Genomic DNA, 22,924 nt, shown 5'->3' on the forward strand with positions numbered 1-22,924 from the left:
ACGCTCTCGCGCGGTAAAGCCGTGCTCTGTTACGCGCTGATGTTTGCCATCGGCGCGCTTACCGCCCTCGCCTACGCTCCCTACAATATCTGGCCAATTGTGCCGTTGGCTATTGCCGCCGGACTCTGGCTCACTGACAAATTACCGCTATCGCCCACTAAGCTATGGTGGAGTTTTGGTTTTGGTAGTTTTGCTACCGGCATCAGTTGGGTGCATGTCAGCATGGTGCGCTACGGTGAATTACCACTGGTGGTTGCGGTGACTCTCATGGCGTTGCTCTGTGCCTATCTGGCGCTGTTTCCGGCGTTAGCTGGCTGGAGTTATGGTAAGCTCAACAAAGCTCGTCAGCAACCGCGCGCCAGCGCCGCTAAAGCTTCCAGTTGGCAGTTATGTTTGCTGTTTCCCGCGTTGTGGGTATTAACAGAATGGGCACGCGGCTGGGTACTTACTGGCTTTCCGTGGTTGTGGCTCGGTTACAGCCAAGCCGAAGGCCAGTTAAAACCACTGGCGGCAGATATCGGCACATTGGGTTTAAGCTTTGTGCTGGTGAGCGTTGCGGGCGCATTAGTCCTGCTGCTACATAGAAAATGGCTGATACTGCCGTTGTGGTTAGCCGTACTCGCTACCGCCATATTTGCCACGCCTTATTACAGCCCGCTAAAACGCACAGGTGAAACGGTAAGGGTGGCCTTAGTGCAGGGTAATATTCCGCAAAGCATGAAGTGGCACCCAGAAGCATTATGGCCCACTTTACTGAAATATATGGATCTTACTCGGCCACACTTTGCCGATAGCGACCTTGTTATTTGGCCAGAAGCCGCAGTGCCATCACTGGAGTTTGATAGCCAAGAATTTCTCGATAATGCCAACCGCGCGGCCAATCTAAACAACAGCGCCATTGTGACCGGCATTCCGAGCATGGTGAATGGCAAGTATTATAACGCCTTGATTGTCTTGGGTAACTACCAAAAATCACAGCAAGCCGCGGGCGATTATCAGTTGGATAACAACAACCGGTATCGCAAACACCACCTACTGCCAATTGGCGAATTTGTGCCGTTCCAAGACTTACTAAGGCCAATTGCGCCATTCTTTAATCTGCCGATGTCATCCTTTAGTGACGGCCAATATCAGCAGACCAATTTGATGGCCGCCGGTCATACTTTGGCACCAGCGCTTTGCTATGAAATCGCCTTTCCTGAACAGCTACGTGACAACGTCAACGAACACACTGAGATGCTGTTAACTGTGTCCAACGATGCGTGGTTTGGTGAGTCCAACGGCCCACTGCAACACATGCAGATTGCGCAGATGCGTGCGGTGGAGTTAGGTCGCCCGCTGTTGCGTGGCACCAACAACGGCGTCACGGCCGTTGTTGATGAGCATGGCAATATTACCGACCGATTGCCGCAGTTTGAGTCAGGCGTATTAACCAGTAATGTTGCACTGGTTAGCGGTATGACCTTGTTTAACCGTTTCGGCCAGTTACCGCTACTGTTGTTCGCCGCTGTGGTAGTGCTAATTAGCCTAGCCAGAAAAAAATTTAAGTTTTAATTCCACATAAAATCAGCGGGTTAAATTCTTTAGCCCGCTAAATTTCTGAACCATAAGCAATTCTTAAGTTTCCACTTCTAATTTTTATGTGAAATACATCACAGCGGAGTGGCTTTATGAATCAAGCATCTGGTAATAGCTATCCGTCAGTGGAAACAGCTTCCCAAGTTCTTGCGAGCATCACTGAACGTCCTTTATTTACTCTTACCGTACCACAGCAGTCACAACGACAGGCGGCTGAGCAATTTATTGCCGAACAATTTAAATCCGCTCATCAAGCGCATATTCACCGTTTTATGCCGTTATTACTGTCTTTGCTAACCCCAGAGCAGCAAATTGTGGCGGCGTTCGGTTTACGCCCTGGGACTGAAACTCCGCTATTTCTAGAGCAATATCTGGCACAACCGATTGAACAACTGGTTGCCAGCCAATTTAAGCAGCCAGTTGACCGCTTACGCTTGGTAGAAGTGGGAAATCTTGCCGTCACTCAAAAAGCCTATGGCCCAAGCCTGATGGCGGCGCTAGCGACGTTGTTACACCAGTGTCAGTTTGAGTGGATGGTGTTTACCGCCACCCGCCAAGTCCAACGTTTGATGTTAATGCTCGGCTTCGCCCCAATTCCGCTGTGTATTGCTGATCCCGCTAAACTGCGTGACGACGAAGAGGACTGGGGCAGCTATTACTTGAACCAACCCACAGTAATGGTGGGCAGTATTAAAACGGCCATTGCCGTCGTCGAACAACATCCACGGTTACGTCGTATTCAACAGCAGTTGCTGCCCGATATTACCCGTGCAGCGAACACCATTTTACCGCTATTACAGCAGTCACGTTGAGGTACCCCTAGATGACGGACACCTTACAGCATCTCGCCGAGCAGTTTACCGATCGTCCAGCACTTACGGATGGTCAGCAACAACTGAGCTATCAACAACTGTATCGACGAGTTCAAGCACTCAGTGAAACTTTTACCGCACTACAACTGCGCAGCGTAGCGCTGCACGGCGGCAACAGTATTGACTGGGTGATAGTCGACTTAGCCTGCCAACAAGCCAACATTGTACTGTTACCCCTGCCACCATTTTTCTCATTAAGTCAGATTGATGCCTGCCTTGAACAAGCAGGTTCACAGCTATTGTTGAGTGAAGACGCTGGGCTAGCCGCTAAACTACAACAAACTGTCGCCCCACTCACCAGTCGAATTGCGCGCTATCATGCGGTCAGCATTACCCCTAAGCAGCCCGCGCAACTGCCACAAGGCACTGCAAAAATTACCTTTACCTCAGGCTCAACGGGTCACCCTAAAGGGGTGTGTTTAACCAGCGAGCACCAATGGCGAGTCGCAAAATCACTCGCGACCGTGACTGCGCTGAGCCAGCCGAAACACTTAGCACTGCTGCCATTAAGCACCCTGCTAGAAAATATCGCCGGTATCTACAGCCCATTATTATGCGGTGGCACCGTCATACTGTCGTCCGAACAACAACGCGGTATGCTGGGCAGTTCAAAGCTTGATGCCAAAGCGCTGCTGGCTTGTATTAGTCAGTCACAACCCAACAGTATCATTTTGATCCCACAACTATTGCTGCTGCTGGTGAACGCTTGCTTACAAGGCTGGCAGCCTCCAGCAAGCCTACAGTTTGTCGCAGTTGGCGGCGGTAAAGTCAGCCCAGCCCTGCTGGCACAGGCGCATCAACTCGGCCTGCCAGTATATGAAGGCTATGGCTTGTCAGAATGTGGCTCGGTAGTTGCTCTCAATACCGCGACGCAACAGATTGATGGCAGTGTGGGGCAAGTCTTGCCGCATTGTCAGGTAGCGATCATCAACAACGAAGTCGTAGTCAGCGGCGCTTGCCATTTGGGCTATGCGGGCGTTCCCAGCAGTTGGTATCCCGACAAAATTTTCACCGGCGATTTAGGCCAACGCCGTAATGGTTGGTTATGGATTAATGGCCGCAGTAAAAACCTGCTGATCTCCTCCTTCGGCCGCAATATTAGCCCTGAGTGGGTCGAGTCCGAAATCATGGCCGAGCCTTTTATCCGTCAATGCATGGTGCTGGGCGATGCAGAGCCATACCTCAGCGCTATCGTCAGTTGTAGTGACGTGGTTGATAACGTGCAACTGGCTGCGTATATGGCCCGTGTGAATCAGCAACTCCCCGACTATGCTCAAGTCTGGCACTGGCTGAGAGTCTCACCGGAGCAACTATTACCATTTACCACAGCGAATGGTCGCCTAAAACGCGAGGCCATTGTATCCGCCTTTGCCGAACAGATTGCCGCCTTATATCAAGGCGAGTCGGCTGCTAGCTAATTTCGAGGTTACTTATGACGTTCTACCAACAACTTCAGCAAGACACCGTTGACGCTCGTAACTATCTATTAAGCGCACCAATTATTCAGCGCTGCTTAACCAGTGACATCAGCCTAGAAGAATATGTCGCCTTCTTGCAGCAGGCCTACCATCACGTGAATCACACCTCACCACTGTTGATGGCCACTGGCGCCCGCTTGCCCGAAAGTAAAGAGTGGTTGCGTGCCGCCATTGCGGAATATATTGAAGAGGAGCAAGGCCACCAAGAGTGGATCCTCAACGATATTGCCGCCTGCGGGTTTGATAAAGAAAAAGCACGCCGTAGCAAACCCAACTTCAGTACTGAACTGATGGTGGCCTACGCGTATGACATGGTGAACCGCATTAGTCCGTTAGGCTTCTTTGGCATGGTCAACGTGCTTGAAGGCACCAGCATTAATATTGCTACGCTGGCCGCAGGTCGTATTCAATCCGCGCTGGATTTACCTAACAAAGCCTTTAGTTACCTCAGCTCGCACGGCGAACTCGATCAGCAACATATCAAGTTCTTTGAAGGATTGATGAATCGCATCACTGATGTTGAAGAGCAGCAGTTGATCATTCATGCCGCCAACAACTTCTACCATTTATACGGCAATATTTTCCGTGAGTTAAGTGGTAAGCAAGCGCAGTTAATCCAAGTATCTAGCTCACCAATGGCACATGCCGGCTAAGGGGTCCTATGAACTTTTCTGAACAGCGTTGGGTGATTACTGGTGCCAGTGGTGGCATTGGCGCCGCCATTGCCACAGCGCTAGCACAGCGAGGCGCGACCTTGCTGTTATGTGGTCGCAACCAAATAAAATTGACGCAACTCAAAGCGAAATTGGTTGGCAAACATCAACTGTTTATCGGTGACCTGACGGAAGCCAGCAGCCTAGGCGCATTACAGCAAGCTGCTGATAACTTCAATGCTAACGGCGTCATTAACTGCCTTGGTGTCAATCAACTGCAAACGTTTGTGCAAAGCAGTGAGGCAGATGTACGCCGCATGCTCGACACCAATTTGCTTACCCCAATCAGTGTTTGCCAAGCGCTATTGCCACGGCTGCAAACCCAGCCCAATGCCACTATCGTCAATGTGGGCTCAATTCTCGGTAGCATTGGCTATCCCGGTTCAGCGCTGTACTGTGCCAGCAAGTTTGGTTTACGCGGTTTTACCGAGTCGCTACGGCGTGAACTGGCGGACAGTCAAATGAACATACTTTATTTTGCACCGCGCGCCACCGATACCGAACTTAATAGCCCTGAAATGCAACAGCTTAATCAGCAGTTCGGGAATAAGAGCGACACACCGCAGTGGGTAGCACAACAGCTATGCCAACGCTTACAAACCTCGCCAAAAGGGGCGGCTTACTTAGGCTGGCCAGAGAAACTGTTTGTACGTATCAACGCCCTATTCCCTAGCCTAGTGGATGGTGCCAGCCTTAAACAACTGCCAATTATTAAACGTTTTTGTCACCAACAGCCCCTAAGCTCGACTGTTACAGGAGAACACCATGAAGCTTCTTAAAGCATTGCTAGCAACCGCGTTATTGGTCGGCTCGGCCAACAGTTTTGCTGACGATGTCGCCCCCCCATTACAGCAATTGCAGCAACAATGGGCGACCAACAACTACCAACTTAAAGGTGGTGTGCAGGAAAAAGCGTTTGAAAAGCTATTAGCAACCGCCGACACCACGCTGGCCGCCTATCCTGACGACGCTGAAATTTTAATTTGGCATGGCATTATTAACTCCACCTATGCAGGCGTCACTGGCGGTTTAAGTGCGATGAAGTATGCCAAAATCGCTAAGAAGGATTTTGAAAAAGCACTCAAGATTGATGACACCGCTCTGCAAGGCTCCGCCTACACCAGCTTAGGCGTGCTGTACTTTAAAGTGCCCGGGTGGCCAATTGGTTTTGGCGATGACGACAAAGCGGAAGAATTATTGAAAAAAGCGTTAACCATCAACCCTGACGGTATTGATAGTAACTACTTTTACGGCGAGTTCTTACGAGATGATGATCAGTACCAACAAGCTAAACCTTACTATGAGAAAGCCTTAGCCGCGGCGCCACGGCTAGGACGTGAAACCGCTGATGCCGGACGGCGTGAAGAGATCAACAACGCGCTCGCCGATGTGAATAAGCGAATGAAATAGTTGGTACTTGGCGGTGTTTCTGTCGCTATTTTTCCATTAAAAAACGCAGCCTCGGCTGCGTTTTGTTTAGCGGCTGTCACGCTAAGGCTGCAACGCCTCTCGCGTAAACTCGCGGTTATCGCAATGCGGGCATTCAGGGATCACATCAGTAAATTCGATGTTCATGGTATTGCCGCATTTAGTACAACTTAACGTTCCTTGGCTGACCACATCCCCCGCGTGGTAAACCCCTTGCTGATCAAATTGACGTGATAACTCGTGCCACTCCACTTGGCTGCGGTCACTGATCTCCCCGAGCCAGTGCCACAGCGAGTTTTCAAACTCAATCACGCTAGGACTATAACTTAAATCGCTATCCATCTTTTGCTTGATAAAAGCAGCAATATCACGCTTTAAAAACGCCTCTACCAAGGTTAACTGCTCCTCAGTCGCAGCGGTTTTAAGTGCAAGATATTCACGGCTTTGCGTGATAGCCTGATACAAACCATTAATGCTGAGCGAGCTGTCTTGACGATATTGCTCTGCGACTTGGTCCAACAGCGCTTGATACAATCCCAGTAATTTTTCACTTTTCTCGTTCATGACCACGACTCCTTAACTCCGGTCTTTGTTAAAGACTCACTTCTGGTTTATCCTATGCGGATTTAAAGCGCCCCAAAGCGCCAAAATCACTTTAATGGGCGGCAATGCCGAGAATCTTGATGCAAGAACAATACAATCCTTCAGAAATTGAAGCCCGCGTACAGCAACATTGGGCTGAGCACAAAACCTTTGAAGCAAAAGAAGATCCAAATAAAGAAAAATTCTACTGTCTTTCAATGTTTCCCTACCCATCTGGTCGCCTCCATATGGGGCACGTCCGCAACTACACGATAGGTGATGTTGTCGCTCGTTTCCAGCGTTTACAGGGTAAAAATGTGCTGCAACCTGTAGGTTGGGATGCTTTTGGTCTGCCTGCGGAAAACGCGGCCATCAAGAATGCGTCTGCACCAGCGCCATGGACTTACGAAAATATCGATTACATGAAAAACCAGCTGAAAATGCTAGGTTTTGGCTACGACTGGAACCGTGAAATTGCCACTTGTACCCCTGAATACTACCGTTGGGAACAGTGGTTCTTCACTAAGCTTTATGAAAAAGGCTTAGTCTACAAAAAGACCTCTTCAGTTAACTGGTGTCCAAATGACCAAACCGTACTGGCTAACGAGCAAGTGCAAGACGGTTGCTGCTGGCGCTGTGACACCAAAGTAGAGCAGAAAGAAATTCCACAATGGTTTGTCAAAATCACTGATTACGCCGAAGAGCTGCTGAACGATATCGATACCCTTGAAGGTTGGCCTGAGCAGGTAAAAACCATGCAACGCAACTGGATTGGCCGTTCAGAAGGTGTCGAAATGACCTTTGCGGTTGACGGGAGCGATGAGACCTTCGATATCTACACCACACGTCCAGACACAGTTTACGGTGTGACTTACGTAGCGATTGCTGCGGCGCACCCGCTGGCCATCAAAGCCGCCGCTAACAATCCTGAGCTGGCCGCATTCGTTGAAGAGTGTAAACAAAGCACCGCATCAGAAGCTGAACTGGCGACCATGGAGAAAAAAGGCGTGGCCACTGGCCTGTACGCTATCCATCCGCTAACTGGCGCCAAAGTGCCAGTATGGGCTGCTAACTTCGTACTGATGAATTACGGTACTGGTGCGGTAATGTCGGTACCGGCGCACGACCAACGTGACTACGAATTTGCCACCAAATACGGTTTGGCTATCAAAGCCGTTATCAAACCCGCTGACGGCGAAGCCGACGTAACGAGCGAAGCCTACACCGAAAAAGGCGTGCTGTTTGATTCTGCTGAATTCTCAGGCTTAGCGTTCGCAGAAGCGTTTGATGGCATCGCCAACAAACTTGAAGCTGAAGGCAAAGGCAAACGCCAAGTAAACTACCGCCTGCGCGATTGGGGCGTGAGCCGCCAACGATACTGGGGCGCCCCCATTCCAATGGTGACATTGGAAGACGGCACCGTCATGCCAACACCAGAAGATCAACTGCCAGTTATTCTGCCAGAAGATGTAGTGATGGACGGCGTACAAAGCCCAATCAAAGCCGATAAAGCGTGGGCCAAGACCACCGTAAACGGCCAACCAGCGCTGCGCGAAACAGATACTTTCGACACCTTTATGGAGTCAAGCTGGTACTACGCCCGTTACTGCTCACCAAAAGCTGACCAGATGTTGGACCCAAGCAAAGCCAACTACTGGCTGCCAGTGGACCAATATATCGGCGGTATCGAACACGCCTGTATGCACTTGCTGTACTTCCGTTTCTTCCACAAACTGCTGCGTGATGCCGGTTTGGTGGATTCAAACGAGCCAGCAAAACGCCTGCTGACCCAAGGTATGGTACTGGCTGACGCCTTCTACTACACCGATGACAAAGGTGCCCGCGTATGGGTATCACCACTGGATGTTACTGTTGAAGAACGCGACGACAAAGGCCGTATCGTGAAAGCGGTAGACAGCCAAGGCCATGAACTGGTGTATACCGGCATGAGCAAAATGTCGAAATCGAAAAACAACGGTATCGACCCACAGCTGATGGTAGAGAAATACGGTGCTGACACTGTACGTCTGTTTATGATGTTTGCCGCACCGCCAGAAATGACTTTGGAATGGCAAGAGTCAGGCGTTGAAGGCGCACACCGCTTTATCAAACGTCTGTGGAAACTGGCATTCGAGCTGACGGCAGCGGGTGCCGCACCTGCGTTGGACGTGAAAGCACTGAATGCCGACCAAAAAGCCCTGCGCCGCGAACTGCACAAAACGATTGCTAAAGTGACTGACGATATCGGTCGTCGCCAGATGTTCAACACCGCTGTGGCTGCCGTGATGGAACTGATGAACCATCTGCAAAAAGCGCCACAAACTGGAGAGCAAGATAAAGCACTGTTAGCTGAAGCACTCAATGCCGTAGTACGTTTGCTGTACCCAATCACCCCACACTTGTGCGCGACCCTGTGGAGCGAACTGGGCAACACCACTGCGATTGAAACTGCCGCATGGCCGGAAGTGGATGAAGCGGCACTGGTGGAAGACAGCAAACTGATCGTGGTGCAAGTCAACGGTAAGCTGCGTGCTAAAATCACCGTAGCGGCTGACGCGACTAAAGAGCAAGTAGAAGCCTTGGCGATGGCAGAAGAGCCAGTACAGAAACACCTTGAGGGTGTCACCATCCGTAAAGTGATTTTTGTACCGGGTAAACTGCTGAATATCGTGGCTAACTGATAAGGGATTTCATGCTGAAAACTATGATGCGTTTGAAGCCTCTGACAACCTGCTTACTGGCACTGGTCATCATGACCAGTGCTGGCTGCGGTTTTCATTTACAGGGCAGTTACTCGATTCCGAAAGAGTTAAAAGTGCTCAGCCTGCAAACGCAGGATGAATACAGCGAACTGAGTCGATTAGTCAGCGAGCGGCTACGCCTACATAACATCAGAGTGCAACCTGTTAGCCAAGATCTGCCACGACTGACCTTGATTAAAGACTCGCTAGAACGCTCCACCCTATCGTTGTATAACACCGGTAACGTGGCCGAGTACGAGCTGATTTATCATGTCGATTTCAGCGTGGCACTGCCCAACAAAGAAGCGCAGAAATTTACTGCAGAGATCCGCCGCGACTATCAAGATGACCCGCGTACTGCGCTGGCTAAAAGTCGTGAGATGAACCTGTTAGTGAAAGAGATGCGCGCCCAAGCGGCCGACTATGTGATCCAAACATTGGCTTCTATCGAGGTTAACTGATGCGGGTGTATCCGGATCAGTTGCCCCGGCAACTCAGTAAACTAAAACCTTGCTATCTGCTCTTTGGCGACGATCCTTGGTTATTAACCGCCGCCAAAGGGCAGCTTATTGAAGCGGCCAAAGCCCAAGGCTTTGACGAACGCGTCCAACTCGAACAAGACAACAGCTTTAGTTGGCAAGATCTTGCCAATGAATGGAACGCCATGAGCTTGTTTGCCAATCGGCGCATCATTGAGCTTCATCTGCCCAACGCCAAACCCGGCGCTGATGGCAGTGCCATGCTGCAACAGCTGTTAGCTCAGCCGAATCCCGATATTTTATTGATTATTACCGGCCCCAAGCTGGCGCGGGAGCAGCAATCCAGCAAATGGTTTAAATCGCTGGATAAAGATGGCATTTTTGTCCCTTGCACCACACCAGAAGGCGCGCAATTCCAACGCTGGTTGGATGGCCGCACCCAGTTTTATCGGCTCAATTTACAAGCTGATGCACGGGCGATGCTGGTAACGCTGTACGAGGGCAACTTATTGGCCGCCGACCAAGCATTGCAGCTATTGCAACTATTGGCAGCAAGCAGACCCGTGAGTGCCGAGGAACTGGCGCAATACTTTGAAGATCAATCACGCTTTAACGTGTTTCAACTGGCTGATGCCCTGCTGGAAAACCAGCAAGATAAAGCCCAGCACATGCTGCAACAGCTCAAAGCAGAAGACACTGCCATGCCGATTATCCATTGGGCGGTGCAGAAAGAGTTGACCACGTTATGGCAACTACAGTTAGCCGCCAGCCAACGTCAGCCACTGGCGCCGCTCTACAGCAAACTGCGGATTTGGGATAAACGTCAGCCGCTATATCAGCACGCCTTAGCGCGACTGCCGCTGGACGCGATTGAGTGGATGTTATCACTGTGCTCGAGCTTGGAACTCAAACTCAAACAACAAGGGATAGAAGACTGGACTGGCTTAAGCCATCTGTGTCTGCTGTTTGATCCCGCTACACATGCTCGTTTGCGGGCATTTGGACAGCACTAATGAGAATTGGCATTTTAGGTGGCACTTTTGATCCGGTGCACTATGGCCATTTACGCCCTGCTGAAGCTGTACGCCAACAACTGCAGCTGGACGAATTATGGTTGATGCCCAATCGTATTCCACCACACAAAGCCGCCGCCAGTGCCAGTAGCAAGCAACGGCTTGAGATGCTAACACTAGCTCAGCAAGAGTTTCCGGCGTTTTCCATCTGCGATATTGAGCTAACCCGCAATGAACCATCCTACAGTGTGGTCACTTTGGAACAGCTGATCACCTCCCAGCCGCAGCACACTTTTTATTTTATTATGGGCAGCGATTCGTTGGTGCAATTGGCGACTTGGCACCAATGGCAACAGCTATTCAGCCTGTGCCATATCGTGGTCTGTGGTCGTAGCGGCTGGCAGCTAACAGCGGATAATCCGGTATGGCCCGAGTATCAACAGCGCCATCTGAGTGCGACTAACCATCTGAGCCAACACGCCAATCAACGCGCGGGCGATATTATTCAGATGGAGCTAGAACTACAGCCATTTGCTTCGACGCAGTTGCGTCAATGGCTCGAACAAGGTCAACTGCAACGCTGTTTGGATGCCGTGCCAGCCGTTGTGCTCGATTATATCGTTGCCGAACAGCTTTATCAGAGCTGATACAAACACTATTTGCCGCTATACTAGCGCGCCAAATTAACAGAATAAGGAAACCGCGCGTGCAGAGCACGGAACTAAAAGCCTTTGTAGTAGACAAAGTTGAAGACATTAAAGCGAAAGATATCGTAGTACTGGACGTTCGTGAAAAATCGAACATCACCGATTACATGGTGATCTGTACTGGTACCTCAAATACCCATTTACGCGCTATCGCCGATAACGTGGTGCGTGAAGCCAAGGCCGCAGGTGTTGAACCGTTAGGCGTTGAAGGCCGCGCCAGCAATGAATGGGTGTTGGTTGACTTAGGTGATGTTGTATTGCATGTCATGCAAGATGCCATACGCGAACAATTCCAGCTCGAAAAACTGTGGTCTGAAATCTAAGCGTTATGAAACTACAACTGATTGCCGTTGGCACCAAAATGCCCGCTTGGGTCACTCACGGTTTTGAGGAATATCAACGTCGTTTCCCGCGTGATATGCCGTTTGAACTGGTGGAAATCCCCGCGGGTAAACGCGGTAAAAATGCCGATATAGCCCGCATTCTGCAAAAAGAAGGCGAAGCGATGTTAGCTGCGGTGGCCAAGGGCAACCATATCGTATCGCTAGATTTACCGGGTAAAAACTGGACGACGCCGGAGCTTGCCACCCATTTAGAAAAGTGGCAGCTCGATGGCCGTGACGTCAGCCTGCTGATTGGCGGGCCCGAAGGGCTAGCACCTGCGTGCAAACAAGCGGCCACACAAAGCTGGTGTTTGTCAGCACTCACGTTGCCGCACCCGCTAGTACGAGTAGTGGTGGCAGAAAGTCTCTACCGTGCGTGGAGCATCAATAACAATCATCCCTACCATCGGGAATAGTCGTAGCCGACAAACTAAAAGGACGGAGAGACATAGTGCTTCGAAATAAGCGGATCACCATGCACAACCATGCGGCCGAGGCGTCTTTATTTAAACGCCGCGCGCTGTTCACGTTTGTTTGTGTATTGCTGCTTATTGGCGTCCTTATCGGCAACTTATATCACCTGCAAGTCACCGATTACAACGACTACACCACTCGCTCTAACGACAACCGTATCCGCGTGATCCCTATCGCGCCGAGCCGCGGCTTAATCTACGACCGTACCGGTAAAATGCTGGCAGAGAACCAGCCATTCTACTCACTTGATGTAGTGCCGGAACGCGTCAAAGACATGCCAGCGATGTTAGATGAACTGAATAAGATCGTACCTATTACCGATGATGAGCGCGAAGATTTTCTAGAAGCGCTGAAATTTCATCGCCGCTTTAAACCGCTGACGCTCAAAAGTCGTCTGACTGAAGAGCAAGTAGCGGAGTTCAGTGTTAACCAGTTCAAGTTTGATGGCGTATCGGTTGAAGCAGGGCTAGACCGTTTTTACCCACAAGGCATGTTGCTAACGCACGTGCTGGGTTACGTAGCACGTATTAATAACCGTGACCGTGCCTCGCTGGAAAAAGCTGGCGTATGGTCAGACTATGCCGCCACCAATAACATGGGTAAGCAAGGCATTGAAAAGTTTTACGAAGAGTTGCTGCACGGTAAACCCGGCCATATGGAGGAAGAGGTTAATAACCTTGGCCGCCATATTCGCACCCTCAAAGTGGAAGCGCCGGAGCCTGGGCAAGACATCTATCTAACGATAGATTTGGCGTTGCAGAAAAAAGCGGTGGAACTACTCGGTGGCCGTCGCGGCTCCATTGTCGCCATCGATCCGCGTGACGGTGGCATTTTAGCGATGGTCTCCAGCCCAAGTTACGACCCTAACCAGTTTGTGCATGGCATCACCAGTAAAAACTACAGTGAATTGCTAAACTCGCCTGATCGCCCACTGATTAACCGTGCCACCCAAGGCCAATATGCGCCAGCCTCAACTATCAAACCATTTATGGCGCTAATGGGGTTAGATGACAAAGTCGTGACTGAGAAAACCCGCGTGTGGGACCCTGGCTTTTGGCAAATCCCTGGAGTTGACCGTAAATATCGCGACTGGAAACGTTGGGGCCATGGCTGGGTTGATGTATACAGCGCGATTGTGAACTCCTGTGATACCTACTTCTATGAACTGGCGTACAAGTCAGGGATCGACCGCATCAGCGCCTTTATGGGGCAGTTCGGTTTTGGGCAAAACACCGGCGTCGATATTTTTGAAGAATCGTCGGGTAACATGCCGTCACGCGACTGGAAGAAACTCAAATACAACCAGCCTTGGTATATTGGTGACACTATCTCTATCGGTATTGGTCAAGGCTATTGGACCACAACGCCACTGCAGTTGGCGTCAGCGGTCACTATGCTGGCCAATAAGGGCCAACATTTCACACCGCACTTGCTGAAATCGATTAAAGACACCACCTCCAAGATTGACACACCCATCGATCCACAGCCGCCGCTGATCTTAAACGAGCAACGCCATTGGGATGTGATAGCCGAGGCGATGCGCCAAACAGCAGTGCATTCTCGCTTTAAAGATGCCCCCTATACCGCAGCGATGAAAACCGGTACGGCACAAGTATTCAGTGTGGCGGAAGATGAGAAGTATGATGCTGACACCATCGACGAAAAGCTACGTGATAACGCGTTGATTGTGGCTTACGCACCGTTTGAACATCCCAAAATTGTTATCGCTATGGTGTTGGAAAACGCTGGTTGGGGTGGCGCCAATGCTGGCCCGCTGGCCCGCGAATTACTAGATTCGTACATGCTGCGTGATCAGTGGGAGTTAACAGATGCAAGATAACCAGCCTAGTCTTTGGCATAAACTCCACATCGACCTGCCGCTATTACTCGGTTTGTTGGCACTCATGGGTTATGGCCTGTTTATTATCTATTCCGCCGGTGGTGAAGATATGGGCATGCTTGACCGCCAAGTTATCCGCATGGGGTTATCACTGGCGCTGATGTTTTTCCTCGCGCAGATTAATCCTGAGGTGTATCGCCGCTGGGCGTTACCCATCTATATCGCCGGCGTCGCCTTACTACTCGCCGTGACCTTTTTTGGTGAAATCAATAAAGGGGCGCAACGCTGGCTAAACTTAGGTTTTATGGAGTTTCAGCCGTCGGAACTGATGAAACTCGCCTTTCCTATCACCATGGCGTGGTATATCAGTAAGTTCCCACTACCACCGAAAAAACGCTACCTTGCAGGCGCAGCTGTGATTCTGCTGATCCCCACCTTGCTGATTGCCAAGCAACCCGATTTGGGGACTTCTATTTTGGTGGCAGCGTCTGGGGTGTTTGTACTATTTCTCTCCGGCATGAGCTGGATGATTGTCGGCGGCATTGTCGCATCGGTATTGGCATTTTTGCCGATCCTGTGGTTTTTCTTGATGCACGACTACCAACGCAACCGGGTACTGACATTGCTCAACCCAGAGGCCGATCCACTCGGCACGGGCTACCACATTATTCAATCCAAAATTGCCATCGGCTCTGGCGGTTTATGGGGCAAAGGCTGGCTCGACGGCACCCAATCACAATTGGAATTTTTGCCAGAACGCCATACCGACTTTATCTTTGCCGTGATTGGTGAAGAGTTCGGTTTAATTGGCAGCCTGTTTTTATTAGCGCTGTACATCTATGTCATTGGCCGCGGTCTGGTTATCGCTTCTCGCGCACAAACAAGCTTTGCGCGTTTGCTTGCAGGCTCAATCACCCTCACCTTTTTTGTGTACGTATTTGTGAATATCGGCATGGTGTCTGGCATTTTGCCAGTGGTTGGCGTACCGCTACCACTGATCAGTTATGGCGGAACATCAATGCTGACTTTGATGGCTGGTTTTGGCATTCTTATGAGTATTCACACCCATAGACGCTTTATCGACAGATAGGATCACAGTATATGCCGATGACTAAGCGGCTGCTCGCGCCCCTGCTGATGGCCAGTTTATTAAGCCCAGCAGTGTTCGCCGCGCCCTCTCCTGAGCAGCTGGAGCAACAATTTATCGACAGTCAAAGCCAACAAGGTTTTACCCGCGAGCAAGTGCAGCAGTTTCTTGCCTCCGCTAAGTATGAGCCAAAAGTCATTGAGGCGATCACTAAGCCGTGGGAAGCCAAACCTTGGTACAAGTACTATCCCATTTTTCTCACCGATGACCGCCTACAAGCTGGCCTCGCCTTTTGGCACCAGCACGAAACGAGCATCGCCCGCGCTGCGGAGCAGTATCAAGTTGACCCACAAATCATTGTGGCAATTATCGGTATTGAAACCAAATATGGCCAAGTGATGGGCAGCTATCCGGTGAAAGATGCTTTGTATACCTTGGGGTTTTACTACCCACCAAGGGCAGATTTTTTCCGGCGCGAATTTGGCAAGTTCATGGAGTTAGTACAACATGAGCGGCTAGACGCCAACAACACTCTCGGCTCTTACGCCGGCGCGATGGGGTTTGGTCAATTTATTCCGTCGAGTTACCTAGCCTACGCGGTGGACTTTGATGGTGATGGCCGCCGCGATCTGCTGAGCAGCCCTGATGATGCCATTGGCAGTGTGGCTAACTATTTCCATCGTCATGGTTGGCAACGGGGTGGTTTAGTGACAGTGCCCTTGGCAACCAAAAGCCCCCCGCATGCCGCCGTGTGGCATGGTAAACCGCTAAACCAGACCGTTAATGATATTCTGTCACCCGATGTAGCACTCGAATACAGTGTCGACCTAGACGTATCGCAACCAGCGATGTTGATTGCCTTAGAACAACCCGAAGGACAACAATACTGGTTAGGTTTAAAGAATTTTTACGTGATCACCCGTTATAACCGTAGCCCGCTGTATGCCATGGCGGTGTATCAGTTCAGTGAACAGTTAAGGAAAGCCCATGCTGCGCAATAGTCTTGGTTGTATGTTGCTCGCGCTGCTGCTCGTTGGATGTGCCAGCCAAAATACCAGTAACACCGATAATGGTCGCTACAAAATGGACAAAGATAAAGCACCAGAAGAGGCGCCGGATTTGTCGCATGTGCAAGATGCAGAGCCACGCTATGAACCGTATAGCAAGCAAGGCAACAAAGACTATGAGGTGTGGGGGCAATCCTACCAAGTGATGCCCAATGCCGCCGGTTACAGTGAAGTCGGCATGGCATCTTGGTACGGCATGAAGTTTCACGGTCATCTCACCTCTAATGGCGAAAAGTACGACATGTATGCGATGTCAGCGGCGCATAAGAGTTTGCCACTACCAAGCTATGTCCGCGTCACTAACCTCAAAAATAACAAAAGTGCAATTGTGCGCGTCAATGATCGCGGTCCGTTCCACTCAACACGCATTATCGATGTGTCCTACGCCGCAGCATATAAGCTTGGCATGCTGGATACGGGAACCACCCAAGTACGCGTCGAAGTGATCATGACTGACTCCCCTGAGAGTCGGGCCGTATCTAACAGCAACACCACCAAAGTTAATTTCTACATTCAGGTGTTTGCTTCAAGCTCTAAACAAAAGGTGACGGAGTTAACCGCACCGTTGGAGCAAAAATTTAGCTTAAAAAGCCGCATCGAACAGCGTGACGATGTCTATCGTCTGCAGCTTGGTCCAATCAACAATGAAGATATCGCTAGCAAAATGTTAGACAACATTCGTCAGCAAGGCTTTAACCAAAGCTTTATGGTGCGCGATGGCGTGCCTAAGACTAAATGAGTAAATATTGAGCGGTTTCATCAAGATGAAGGAACCTTCACTGATCTATGCTGTCGACTAATGATATACTCGCGCTAGCCGACTTTAACTGACCAAACGACGTAATCTGCCAATGATGAATTTTGTAAAACGTCCAATCGCTACACTAGCTATCGTAGCTGGTGTATTTGTCTCAGGTGTTCAAGCTGAGCCTGTTCCTATTCCTAACGCTAATGCTATTGCAACTCAGCATCAACAAGCCCCTATGGTGATCCCTGATGCGCCAGAAGTCGCCGCCAAAGCTTATGTGTTACTGGACTACAACTCTGGCCGTGTGATTGCTCAAAGCAACGCATACGAACCACTGAACCCCGCCAGCTTAACCAAAATGATGACCAGTTATGTGATTGGTCAAGAGATTAAGCGTGGCAATGTCTCCCCTGATGATGAAGTCACTGTCAGTAAAAATGCTTGGTCAAAGAATTTCCCTGATTCTTCCAAGATGTTTATTGAAGTTGGCAAAACCATCAAAGTGTCTGATCTGAACCGCGGCATTATTATCCAATCGGGTAACGATGCATGCGTAGCCATGGCAGAACATATTTCTGGTACTGAAGGCGCATTCGTTGACCTGATGAACTCATGGGCCAAACAGTTGGGCATGAAAGATTCTCACTTCGAAAATGCTCACGGTCTCGACGCTGAAGGCCATGTCAGTACCGCCTACGATATGGCACTGTTAGGCGCCGCGTTAATCCGTGATGTACCAAACGAATACAAGGTGTATAAAGAGAAATCGTTCACCTACAACGGCATTACCCAATATAACCGTAACGGCCTGCTGTGGGACAACAGCATGGACGTAGACGGCATCAAAACCGGTCATACCTCTGGTGCGGGTTATAACTTGGTAGCCTCAGCCACTAAAGACGGTATGCGCTTGATTTCAGTGGTAATGGGCACCAAGAGCGAGTCAGCTCGTAAAGCGGAAAGCAAAAAATTGCTGACCTACGGTTTCCGCTTCTTTGAAACGGTTACCCCATACAAAGCCGGTGATGAGTTCGTTAGCCAGAACATCTGGTACGGCGATACCGACACCGTTAAATTGGGTGTAATGACTGACACACCTGTCACCATTTATCGAGGTCAAGCGAAGAACCTCAAGGCTAACTTCGAACTAGACCAAGAGCTGGTAGCTCCCCTGCCTAAAGGCAAAGCCGTTGGCCGCGTTTACTTCCAATTGGATGGTAAAGATATTGCCCAGTTCCCATTGGTGACCTTGAACGAAGTTAACGAAGGCAGTTGGTTCAGCAAGCTGGTGGACTACTTCAAGCAGATGTTCAGTAAGTGGTTCTAAGCCACTGAATGATAAAACCGCTCCTCGGAGCGGTTTTTTATTAGCTAAAGCTGACTTGGCAGACAAGAACCTTTCTTGCTAGAGCGATTATTTGCTATACTCCGCGCCCGCTTGTCGTCCTACTTGCCGCGAGGCAACACGGCAAGCATTACGGTACTGATAGAGGAACCTCGCATGAAATTCGAATCTTATAGTTTTGCCCCGGAGATCCTCCGAGCGCTCACCGAATGTGGCTATGAGAGCATGACGCCGATTCAACAGCAGGCTATTCCGCCAGTGCGACGCGGCCAAGATGTATTGGCCAGTGCACAAACTGGTACAGGTAAAACCGCCGCCTTTGTCTTGCCACTGCTACAACGTATGCTAGACGCGCCCAAAGCACGCATCAGTGGTCAACCCCGCGCGCTGATTCTGGCACCGACTCGCGAACTGGTCGCCCAAGTTGCCGCCAATGCGAAAGACTATGCCAAATATTTAGATATCGAAATCGTCAGCCTGATTGGCGGTGTAAAAACCACGAGCCAAGCCAGCAAGCTGCGCCGCGGTGCCGATATTGTAGTCGCCACCCCTGGCCGTTTGGCCGAACATATTGCCCAAGGCAACATCAGCTTGGCGCAGATTGAATTCCTCATTCTTGATGAAGCTGACCGTATGTTAGATATGGGCTTTATCAACGAAATTAATAAGGTGCGCCACTTGGCCAATGCCGAGTGCCAAAACTTGATGTTCTCAGCCACCTTCAGTGGCGGTGTCCGTCAATTAGCGCAGCAGATTTTGAAAAAGCCCAAAGTTATCACTGCCGATGCGCACAACACCACAGCGGTCACCGTTAGCCAAGTGGTTTATCCGGTGGAACAGCGCCGCAAAAGCGAGTTGTTGTCTGAACTGATTGGCCGTAAAAACTGGCACCAAGTGTTAGTGTTTTCTGCTACCCGCGAAGACGCGGATCATCTTGCCAAAGAGCTGTCTGCCGATGGTATTCCTACCGTCGCAGTGCACAGCGAGAAAACCCACGGTAGCCGCCGACGCGCCCTAGCCGACTTTATGTCAGGTAAGATCCGCGTATTAGTCTCTACCGAAGTTGCCGCCCGAGGTTTAGATATTAAAGACCTCGACTACGTGGTGAACTACGATATGCCATTCTTGGCAGAAGACTACGTACACCGCATTGGTCGAACTGGTCGTGCAGGTAAGAGCGGTACCGCCATCTCATTCGTTGCCCGCGAAGAAGAGCGCATTCTGAGCGATATTGAAACGCTGATCGGTCAACGCTTAAAGCGTGTTGTGATGCCCGGTTACGAGATGGAACAACGTGAGTCATTACTCAAACAGCTACAACGTCGCCGCCGTTTCGGTAAAAACCGCCCGGGTGAGAGTGAAGCGCAGCAGCAAGTAGCAGCAGAAAAACGTATGAGCGGCCGCCGCGTGAAAGTAAAAGTAGGCGCCAACAGCAAGCCAAAGAAACTCAAATAACGCTTGCCTGACCTCGGAGCTGCTGAACTTTGTTGCATTCAGCTTGCTTAGTTGACTAAGCAAGCTGGTCTCGCCTCGTTCACAACGCGTTTAATTTGAACAAAAATTAAACACTAAAGATAAACAGCCCCTAGTGTGGCACCGTGTTATCTAACGCTCATATTTCACCAACAACACGCGCGGCTACAGCACGTTGAGATGAGCTGGTATGATTGCCGCAAAGACCATGACCAACCACATCATGCTTAGAGCGATTACCCCATCAGATTGGCCAGATATTCTCGCGATTCAACAGCAATGCTACGCTGAGCTGATCAATGAATCACAAGCGGTGTTGCAATGTAAACAGCAGCTTGCCGCTAACTGCTGCTTTGTACTGCTGCAAACCACCAAGGTGCAAGGCTACTGTTTTGCACACCCTTGGCAACTCGGTCAACCGCCCAAATTGAACCAGTTAATCACCCTGCCGACGCAGCAAAATAGCTTGTATATTCACGATATGGCCGTCGCAAAGCATGCGCAAGGGCTTGGCCTCGCCAGCGAAGCCCTGTACCATCTGCGCGACTTAGCACTACAGCAGCAATTAAGCAGTTTATCGCTAGTTGCCGTTAACGATGCCGCCAGTTACTGGCAGCGGTTTGGCTTTCGTCGCTATCCACTGGCTAATGCACTTAGCTATTATGGTGACAGCGCCGAATATATGGTTATGCCTTTGTAAAACGGCAATTTTTCACGTTTAGGAGATGTTATGGCACGACAAGTTGCCTATACCTTTAAAGGGGTTGCCAAAGTAATTAACTTTAGCTTCGACAAATACCACGATATCTATGAGGCAGCTGCGGCAGCAGAAGGCATCGACTTGACTGGCTTTTTAGCGATGGAACAGCAAGTTGCCATGACCGCCAAAGGGAAAGGCGCACTGCGCAGCTATCGTTTAACCGAATTTCAGCGCATGGGCTTTAGTGATCTGCGCCTGCTCAAAGATGAAGATGACAGTGACGGCAACGCCTAACTATCAACTAGCCGGATTACCGCGGGCGGGCTTTTTGCCACGCCTTGGTGCCGCAACCTATGATGCACTGCTAGCCTTTGGCGTATATGCGCTCGCGGGTATGGTTGGTTTAGCCGTTATTGCACTGCTGCAACATTGGGGTTGGATAACGCTAGCATCACAGACCGAGTTAGCGATAGCACTGCAACAAACGCCTGCTGTTCATGGTGTCTATCAGCTGTGGCTATTGCTGTGCGTGGTAAGTTTTTATTGTTACTTCTGGAGCCGTTCCGGCCAAACCCTAGGTATGAAAGCTTGGCGCTTACGGGTTCAGCATCCCAATGGCCAAAACCTCAGCCCAGTAACAGCGGTTGCCCGCTGCTGTTGGAGTTTACTGGGGCTCGGCAACCTGCTGCTACTGGTTAGTAGTCAGCAGCTAGCACTACAAGATCGGCTGAGTAACACCGAAGTGGTACAACTGCCAAAATAAAACGCCCCGAACACTGCGGTGTTAGTCGAACGGCCTAAGATATCGAAGGTTAGTATGGAAGCAAGCTTACTCAGGCCTAACTAACACTGCACAGGGCAAAACTTTCGCGCTCACCACTGGCGAATATGGCAACCTTTGATGGCGTAAAACAGAATGAAGCCGTAACACGGTACTGTCATCAAATAGGCTTCTTGAATGCCAAAGTGGTCAGCACAGACGCCAAACAGCAGCGGCAGAATCGCCCCACCAGCAATTCCCATAATCAGCAACGCAGAACCGCGCGCGGTAAAATGTCCCAAACCATCTAGCGCCAACGGCCACACGGCAGGCCACACAATCGCGTTAGCTAAGCCAAGCAAGGCGATACAGGCAATCGGATCTGGCAGTTCACGAATCCCCATCCAACCCCATAATATGGCTGACAGTTGTGTGCTTTCTGCATTCATGAATGGAATAATCAACGCCAACACCATCCCCAATATCGCAGAGAGCATCAGCATACGTTGCTGTGAAATCAACCGAGGGATCAACACTAACCCCAGCAGGTAGCCCACCACCATAAAGCTCATGGTGAACGAGGTCAGTGACAATGCGCCATCAACCCCCAGCTTTGAGCCAGCCAAGCCGATGGTGTCACCCGCAATCACTTCGACACCGACATAGCAAAATAGCGTCATCACACCTAACACCAGATGAGGAAACTGCAGCACAGAAGAACGATCAGCTTGCTGGCTCGACAGCGCGACATCCTCTTCGTGCAGGTCAATCTCAGGCAAGCCTGAGTAACGCAAAGCGACCGCAAGGATCACTAACGCCACCGCCATGCCAAGATAGGGATAAACCAAGCTGTCGGCCAACGACTGAATTTGCTGGGCCCGCTCCGCCGCTGGTAACGCCGCAACACTTTGCTGAGAAACCCCGGCGAACTGCCCCATCACCAATACCGCAAAAATCTGTGGTGCCGCCCAGCCTGCGCCTTTGTTCAATAATCCCATGATAGAGATCCGCGCTGCAGCACTTTCTGCGGGGCCAATTTTCACTAAGTAAGGGTTAGAGGCGGTCTGCAAAATAGTTAAGCCAGAGCCCACAATAAACTGTGCCACAATGAACAGCGAAAACTGCCGCGTCTCTGCCGCTGGCGCAAAGAGCACACAACCAACCGCAATCAGGCCGAGCCCGAGCGACATGGCGTTGCGATAGCCCATCCGGTTAAGCACATAGGACATCGGCAATGCCATCACCACATAGGCGATATAAAAGCTAAACGCGATCAACAGAGCTTCGGTGCCGCTCAAGTCGCAAACGATTTGCAGAAATGGGATCAGCGCACCGTTCAGCCAAGTGACAAAACCAAAGACGAAAAACAGCGTGCCAATAATCGTCATCGGCAGCCAAGTGCTCTGTTGCGGGGTATCTTGGGTGATGGTGGTCATGATGCTTCCTTGTACTCTAT

The 22,924-nt window shown here is 50.4% G+C and carries 23 protein-coding genes; 21 read left to right on the forward strand and 2 right to left on the reverse strand.

The features are described from left to right. Positions 1 to 39: 39 nt before the first annotated feature. The 6 genes from lnt to ACN0TT_RS01615 all read left to right on the forward strand — a co-directional run bounded on the left by lnt (position 40) and on the right by ACN0TT_RS01615 (position 6,051). Positions 40 to 1,554, forward strand: a complete 1,515-nt coding sequence (gene lnt, locus ACN0TT_RS01590; RefSeq protein ID WP_417760555.1) for an apolipoprotein N-acyltransferase — start codon at positions 40 to 42, stop codon at positions 1,552 to 1,554. A gap of 116 nt (positions 1,555 to 1,670) precedes the next feature. Continuing rightward, positions 1,671 to 2,390 carry a thermostable hemolysin gene (locus ACN0TT_RS01595; RefSeq protein WP_417760390.1) on the forward strand — a complete coding sequence of 240 codons (720 nt, stop codon included), beginning with the start codon at positions 1,671 to 1,673 and terminating at the stop codon, positions 2,388 to 2,390. Between the two features lie 11 nt (positions 2,391 to 2,401). Beyond that, positions 2,402 to 3,868, forward strand: a complete 1,467-nt coding sequence (locus ACN0TT_RS01600) for an AMP-binding protein (RefSeq protein WP_417760391.1) — start codon at positions 2,402 to 2,404, stop codon at positions 3,866 to 3,868. A 14-nt stretch (positions 3,869 to 3,882) separates the two neighbouring features. Beyond that, entirely contained in the window at positions 3,883 to 4,581 is a 699-nt protein-coding gene (locus ACN0TT_RS01605; protein WP_417760392.1) for a TenA family transcriptional regulator, read from the forward strand. Positions 4,582 to 4,589: 8 nt separating this feature from the next. Beyond that, complete coding sequence (locus ACN0TT_RS01610) at positions 4,590 to 5,420, forward strand: SDR family oxidoreductase (RefSeq protein WP_417760393.1); 831 nt, start codon at positions 4,590 to 4,592, stop codon at positions 5,418 to 5,420. Beyond that, positions 5,407 to 6,051 carry a tetratricopeptide repeat protein gene (locus ACN0TT_RS01615; RefSeq protein WP_417760394.1) on the forward strand — a complete coding sequence of 215 codons (645 nt, stop codon included), beginning with the start codon at positions 5,407 to 5,409 and terminating at the stop codon, positions 6,049 to 6,051. Before ACN0TT_RS01610 ends, ACN0TT_RS01615 begins: the two co-directional genes overlap by 14 nt. Before the next feature lie 81 nt (positions 6,052 to 6,132). Here ACN0TT_RS01615 and ACN0TT_RS01620 read toward each other — a convergent pair whose 3' ends face one another. Beyond that, positions 6,133 to 6,633: a zinc ribbon-containing protein gene (locus ACN0TT_RS01620; RefSeq protein ID WP_417760395.1), complete on the reverse strand. Its 501-nt coding sequence runs from the start codon at positions 6,631 to 6,633 to the stop codon at positions 6,133 to 6,135. Between the two features lie 119 nt (positions 6,634 to 6,752). Here ACN0TT_RS01620 and leuS point away from each other — a divergent pair, with 119 nt between their 5' ends. From leuS to ACN0TT_RS01695, 15 genes are all read left to right on the forward strand, one after another. Next, positions 6,753 to 9,332, forward strand: a complete 2,580-nt coding sequence (gene leuS / locus ACN0TT_RS01625; protein WP_417760396.1) for a leucine--tRNA ligase — start codon at positions 6,753 to 6,755, stop codon at positions 9,330 to 9,332. A gap of 26 nt (positions 9,333 to 9,358) precedes the next feature. Continuing rightward, positions 9,359 to 9,853 carry an LPS assembly lipoprotein LptE gene (gene lptE / locus ACN0TT_RS01630; RefSeq protein ID WP_417760556.1) on the forward strand — a complete coding sequence of 165 codons (495 nt, stop codon included), beginning with the start codon at positions 9,359 to 9,361 and terminating at the stop codon, positions 9,851 to 9,853. Then, positions 9,853 to 10,884, forward strand: coding sequence for a DNA polymerase III subunit delta (holA, locus tag ACN0TT_RS01635; protein WP_417760397.1), 1,032 nt, complete (start codon positions 9,853 to 9,855; stop codon positions 10,882 to 10,884). Before lptE ends, holA begins: the two co-directional genes overlap by 1 nt. Further along, positions 10,884 to 11,531, forward strand: a complete 648-nt coding sequence (nadD, locus tag ACN0TT_RS01640; protein WP_417760398.1) for a nicotinate-nucleotide adenylyltransferase — start codon at positions 10,884 to 10,886, stop codon at positions 11,529 to 11,531. Before holA ends, nadD begins: the two co-directional genes overlap by 1 nt. A gap of 59 nt (positions 11,532 to 11,590) precedes the next feature. Then, positions 11,591 to 11,914 (forward strand): ribosome silencing factor, encoded by a 324-nt coding sequence (gene rsfS / locus ACN0TT_RS01645; protein WP_417760399.1) that lies wholly within the window; start codon positions 11,591 to 11,593, stop codon positions 11,912 to 11,914. 5 nt (positions 11,915 to 11,919) lie between these two features. After that, on the forward strand, positions 11,920 to 12,390 hold the full coding sequence (gene rlmH / locus ACN0TT_RS01650) for a 23S rRNA (pseudouridine(1915)-N(3))-methyltransferase RlmH (protein WP_417760400.1): 471 nt from the start codon (positions 11,920 to 11,922) through the stop codon (positions 12,388 to 12,390). 59 nt (positions 12,391 to 12,449) lie between these two features. Beyond that, positions 12,450 to 14,288 carry a penicillin-binding protein 2 gene (gene mrdA / locus ACN0TT_RS01655; protein WP_417760557.1) on the forward strand — a complete coding sequence of 613 codons (1,839 nt, stop codon included), beginning with the start codon at positions 12,450 to 12,452 and terminating at the stop codon, positions 14,286 to 14,288. Then, positions 14,278 to 15,378: a rod shape-determining protein RodA gene (rodA, locus tag ACN0TT_RS01660; RefSeq protein ID WP_417760401.1), complete on the forward strand. Its 1,101-nt coding sequence runs from the start codon at positions 14,278 to 14,280 to the stop codon at positions 15,376 to 15,378. Before mrdA ends, rodA begins: the two co-directional genes overlap by 11 nt. Positions 15,379 to 15,389: 11 nt before the next feature. Beyond that, the gene (gene mltB / locus ACN0TT_RS01665) at positions 15,390 to 16,376 is read left to right on the forward strand and encodes a lytic murein transglycosylase B (protein ID WP_417760402.1); all 987 of its coding nucleotides are present in this window, start codon (positions 15,390 to 15,392) and stop codon (positions 16,374 to 16,376) included. Beyond that, entirely contained in the window at positions 16,363 to 17,181 is an 819-nt protein-coding gene (locus ACN0TT_RS01670) for a septal ring lytic transglycosylase RlpA family protein (protein ID WP_417760403.1), read from the forward strand. The genes mltB and ACN0TT_RS01670 overlap by 14 nt, the downstream gene beginning before the upstream one ends. Before the next feature lie 115 nt (positions 17,182 to 17,296). Then, positions 17,297 to 18,517: a serine hydrolase gene (locus ACN0TT_RS01675; protein ID WP_417760558.1), complete on the forward strand. Its 1,221-nt coding sequence runs from the start codon at positions 17,297 to 17,299 to the stop codon at positions 18,515 to 18,517. A 174-nt stretch (positions 18,518 to 18,691) separates the two neighbouring features. Further along, positions 18,692 to 19,990, forward strand: coding sequence for a DEAD/DEAH box helicase (locus ACN0TT_RS01680; protein WP_417760404.1), 1,299 nt, complete (start codon positions 18,692 to 18,694; stop codon positions 19,988 to 19,990). Between the two features lie 208 nt (positions 19,991 to 20,198). Beyond that, positions 20,199 to 20,708, forward strand: a complete 510-nt coding sequence (locus tag ACN0TT_RS01685; RefSeq protein WP_417760405.1) for a GNAT family N-acetyltransferase — start codon at positions 20,199 to 20,201, stop codon at positions 20,706 to 20,708. A gap of 30 nt (positions 20,709 to 20,738) precedes the next feature. Further along, positions 20,739 to 21,002, forward strand: coding sequence for a DUF2960 domain-containing protein (locus ACN0TT_RS01690; protein WP_417760406.1), 264 nt, complete (start codon positions 20,739 to 20,741; stop codon positions 21,000 to 21,002). Then, a complete protein-coding gene (locus ACN0TT_RS01695; protein WP_417760407.1) occupies positions 20,980 to 21,471 on the forward strand; it encodes an RDD family protein in 492 nt (163 codons plus the stop codon). Before ACN0TT_RS01690 ends, ACN0TT_RS01695 begins: the two co-directional genes overlap by 23 nt. Positions 21,472 to 21,581: 110 nt before the next feature. Here the strand turns inward: ACN0TT_RS01695 and ACN0TT_RS01700 are convergent, their stop codons facing one another. Continuing rightward, on the reverse strand, positions 21,582 to 22,904 hold the full coding sequence (locus ACN0TT_RS01700) for a sugar MFS transporter (RefSeq protein WP_417760408.1): 1,323 nt from the start codon (positions 22,902 to 22,904) through the stop codon (positions 21,582 to 21,584). Positions 22,905 to 22,924: the final 20 nt, after the last annotated feature.

Origin of the sequence: Shewanella sp. (genome assembly GCF_048265805.1) — a bacterium.
GTDB lineage: Bacteria > Pseudomonadota > Gammaproteobacteria > Enterobacterales > Shewanellaceae > Shewanella.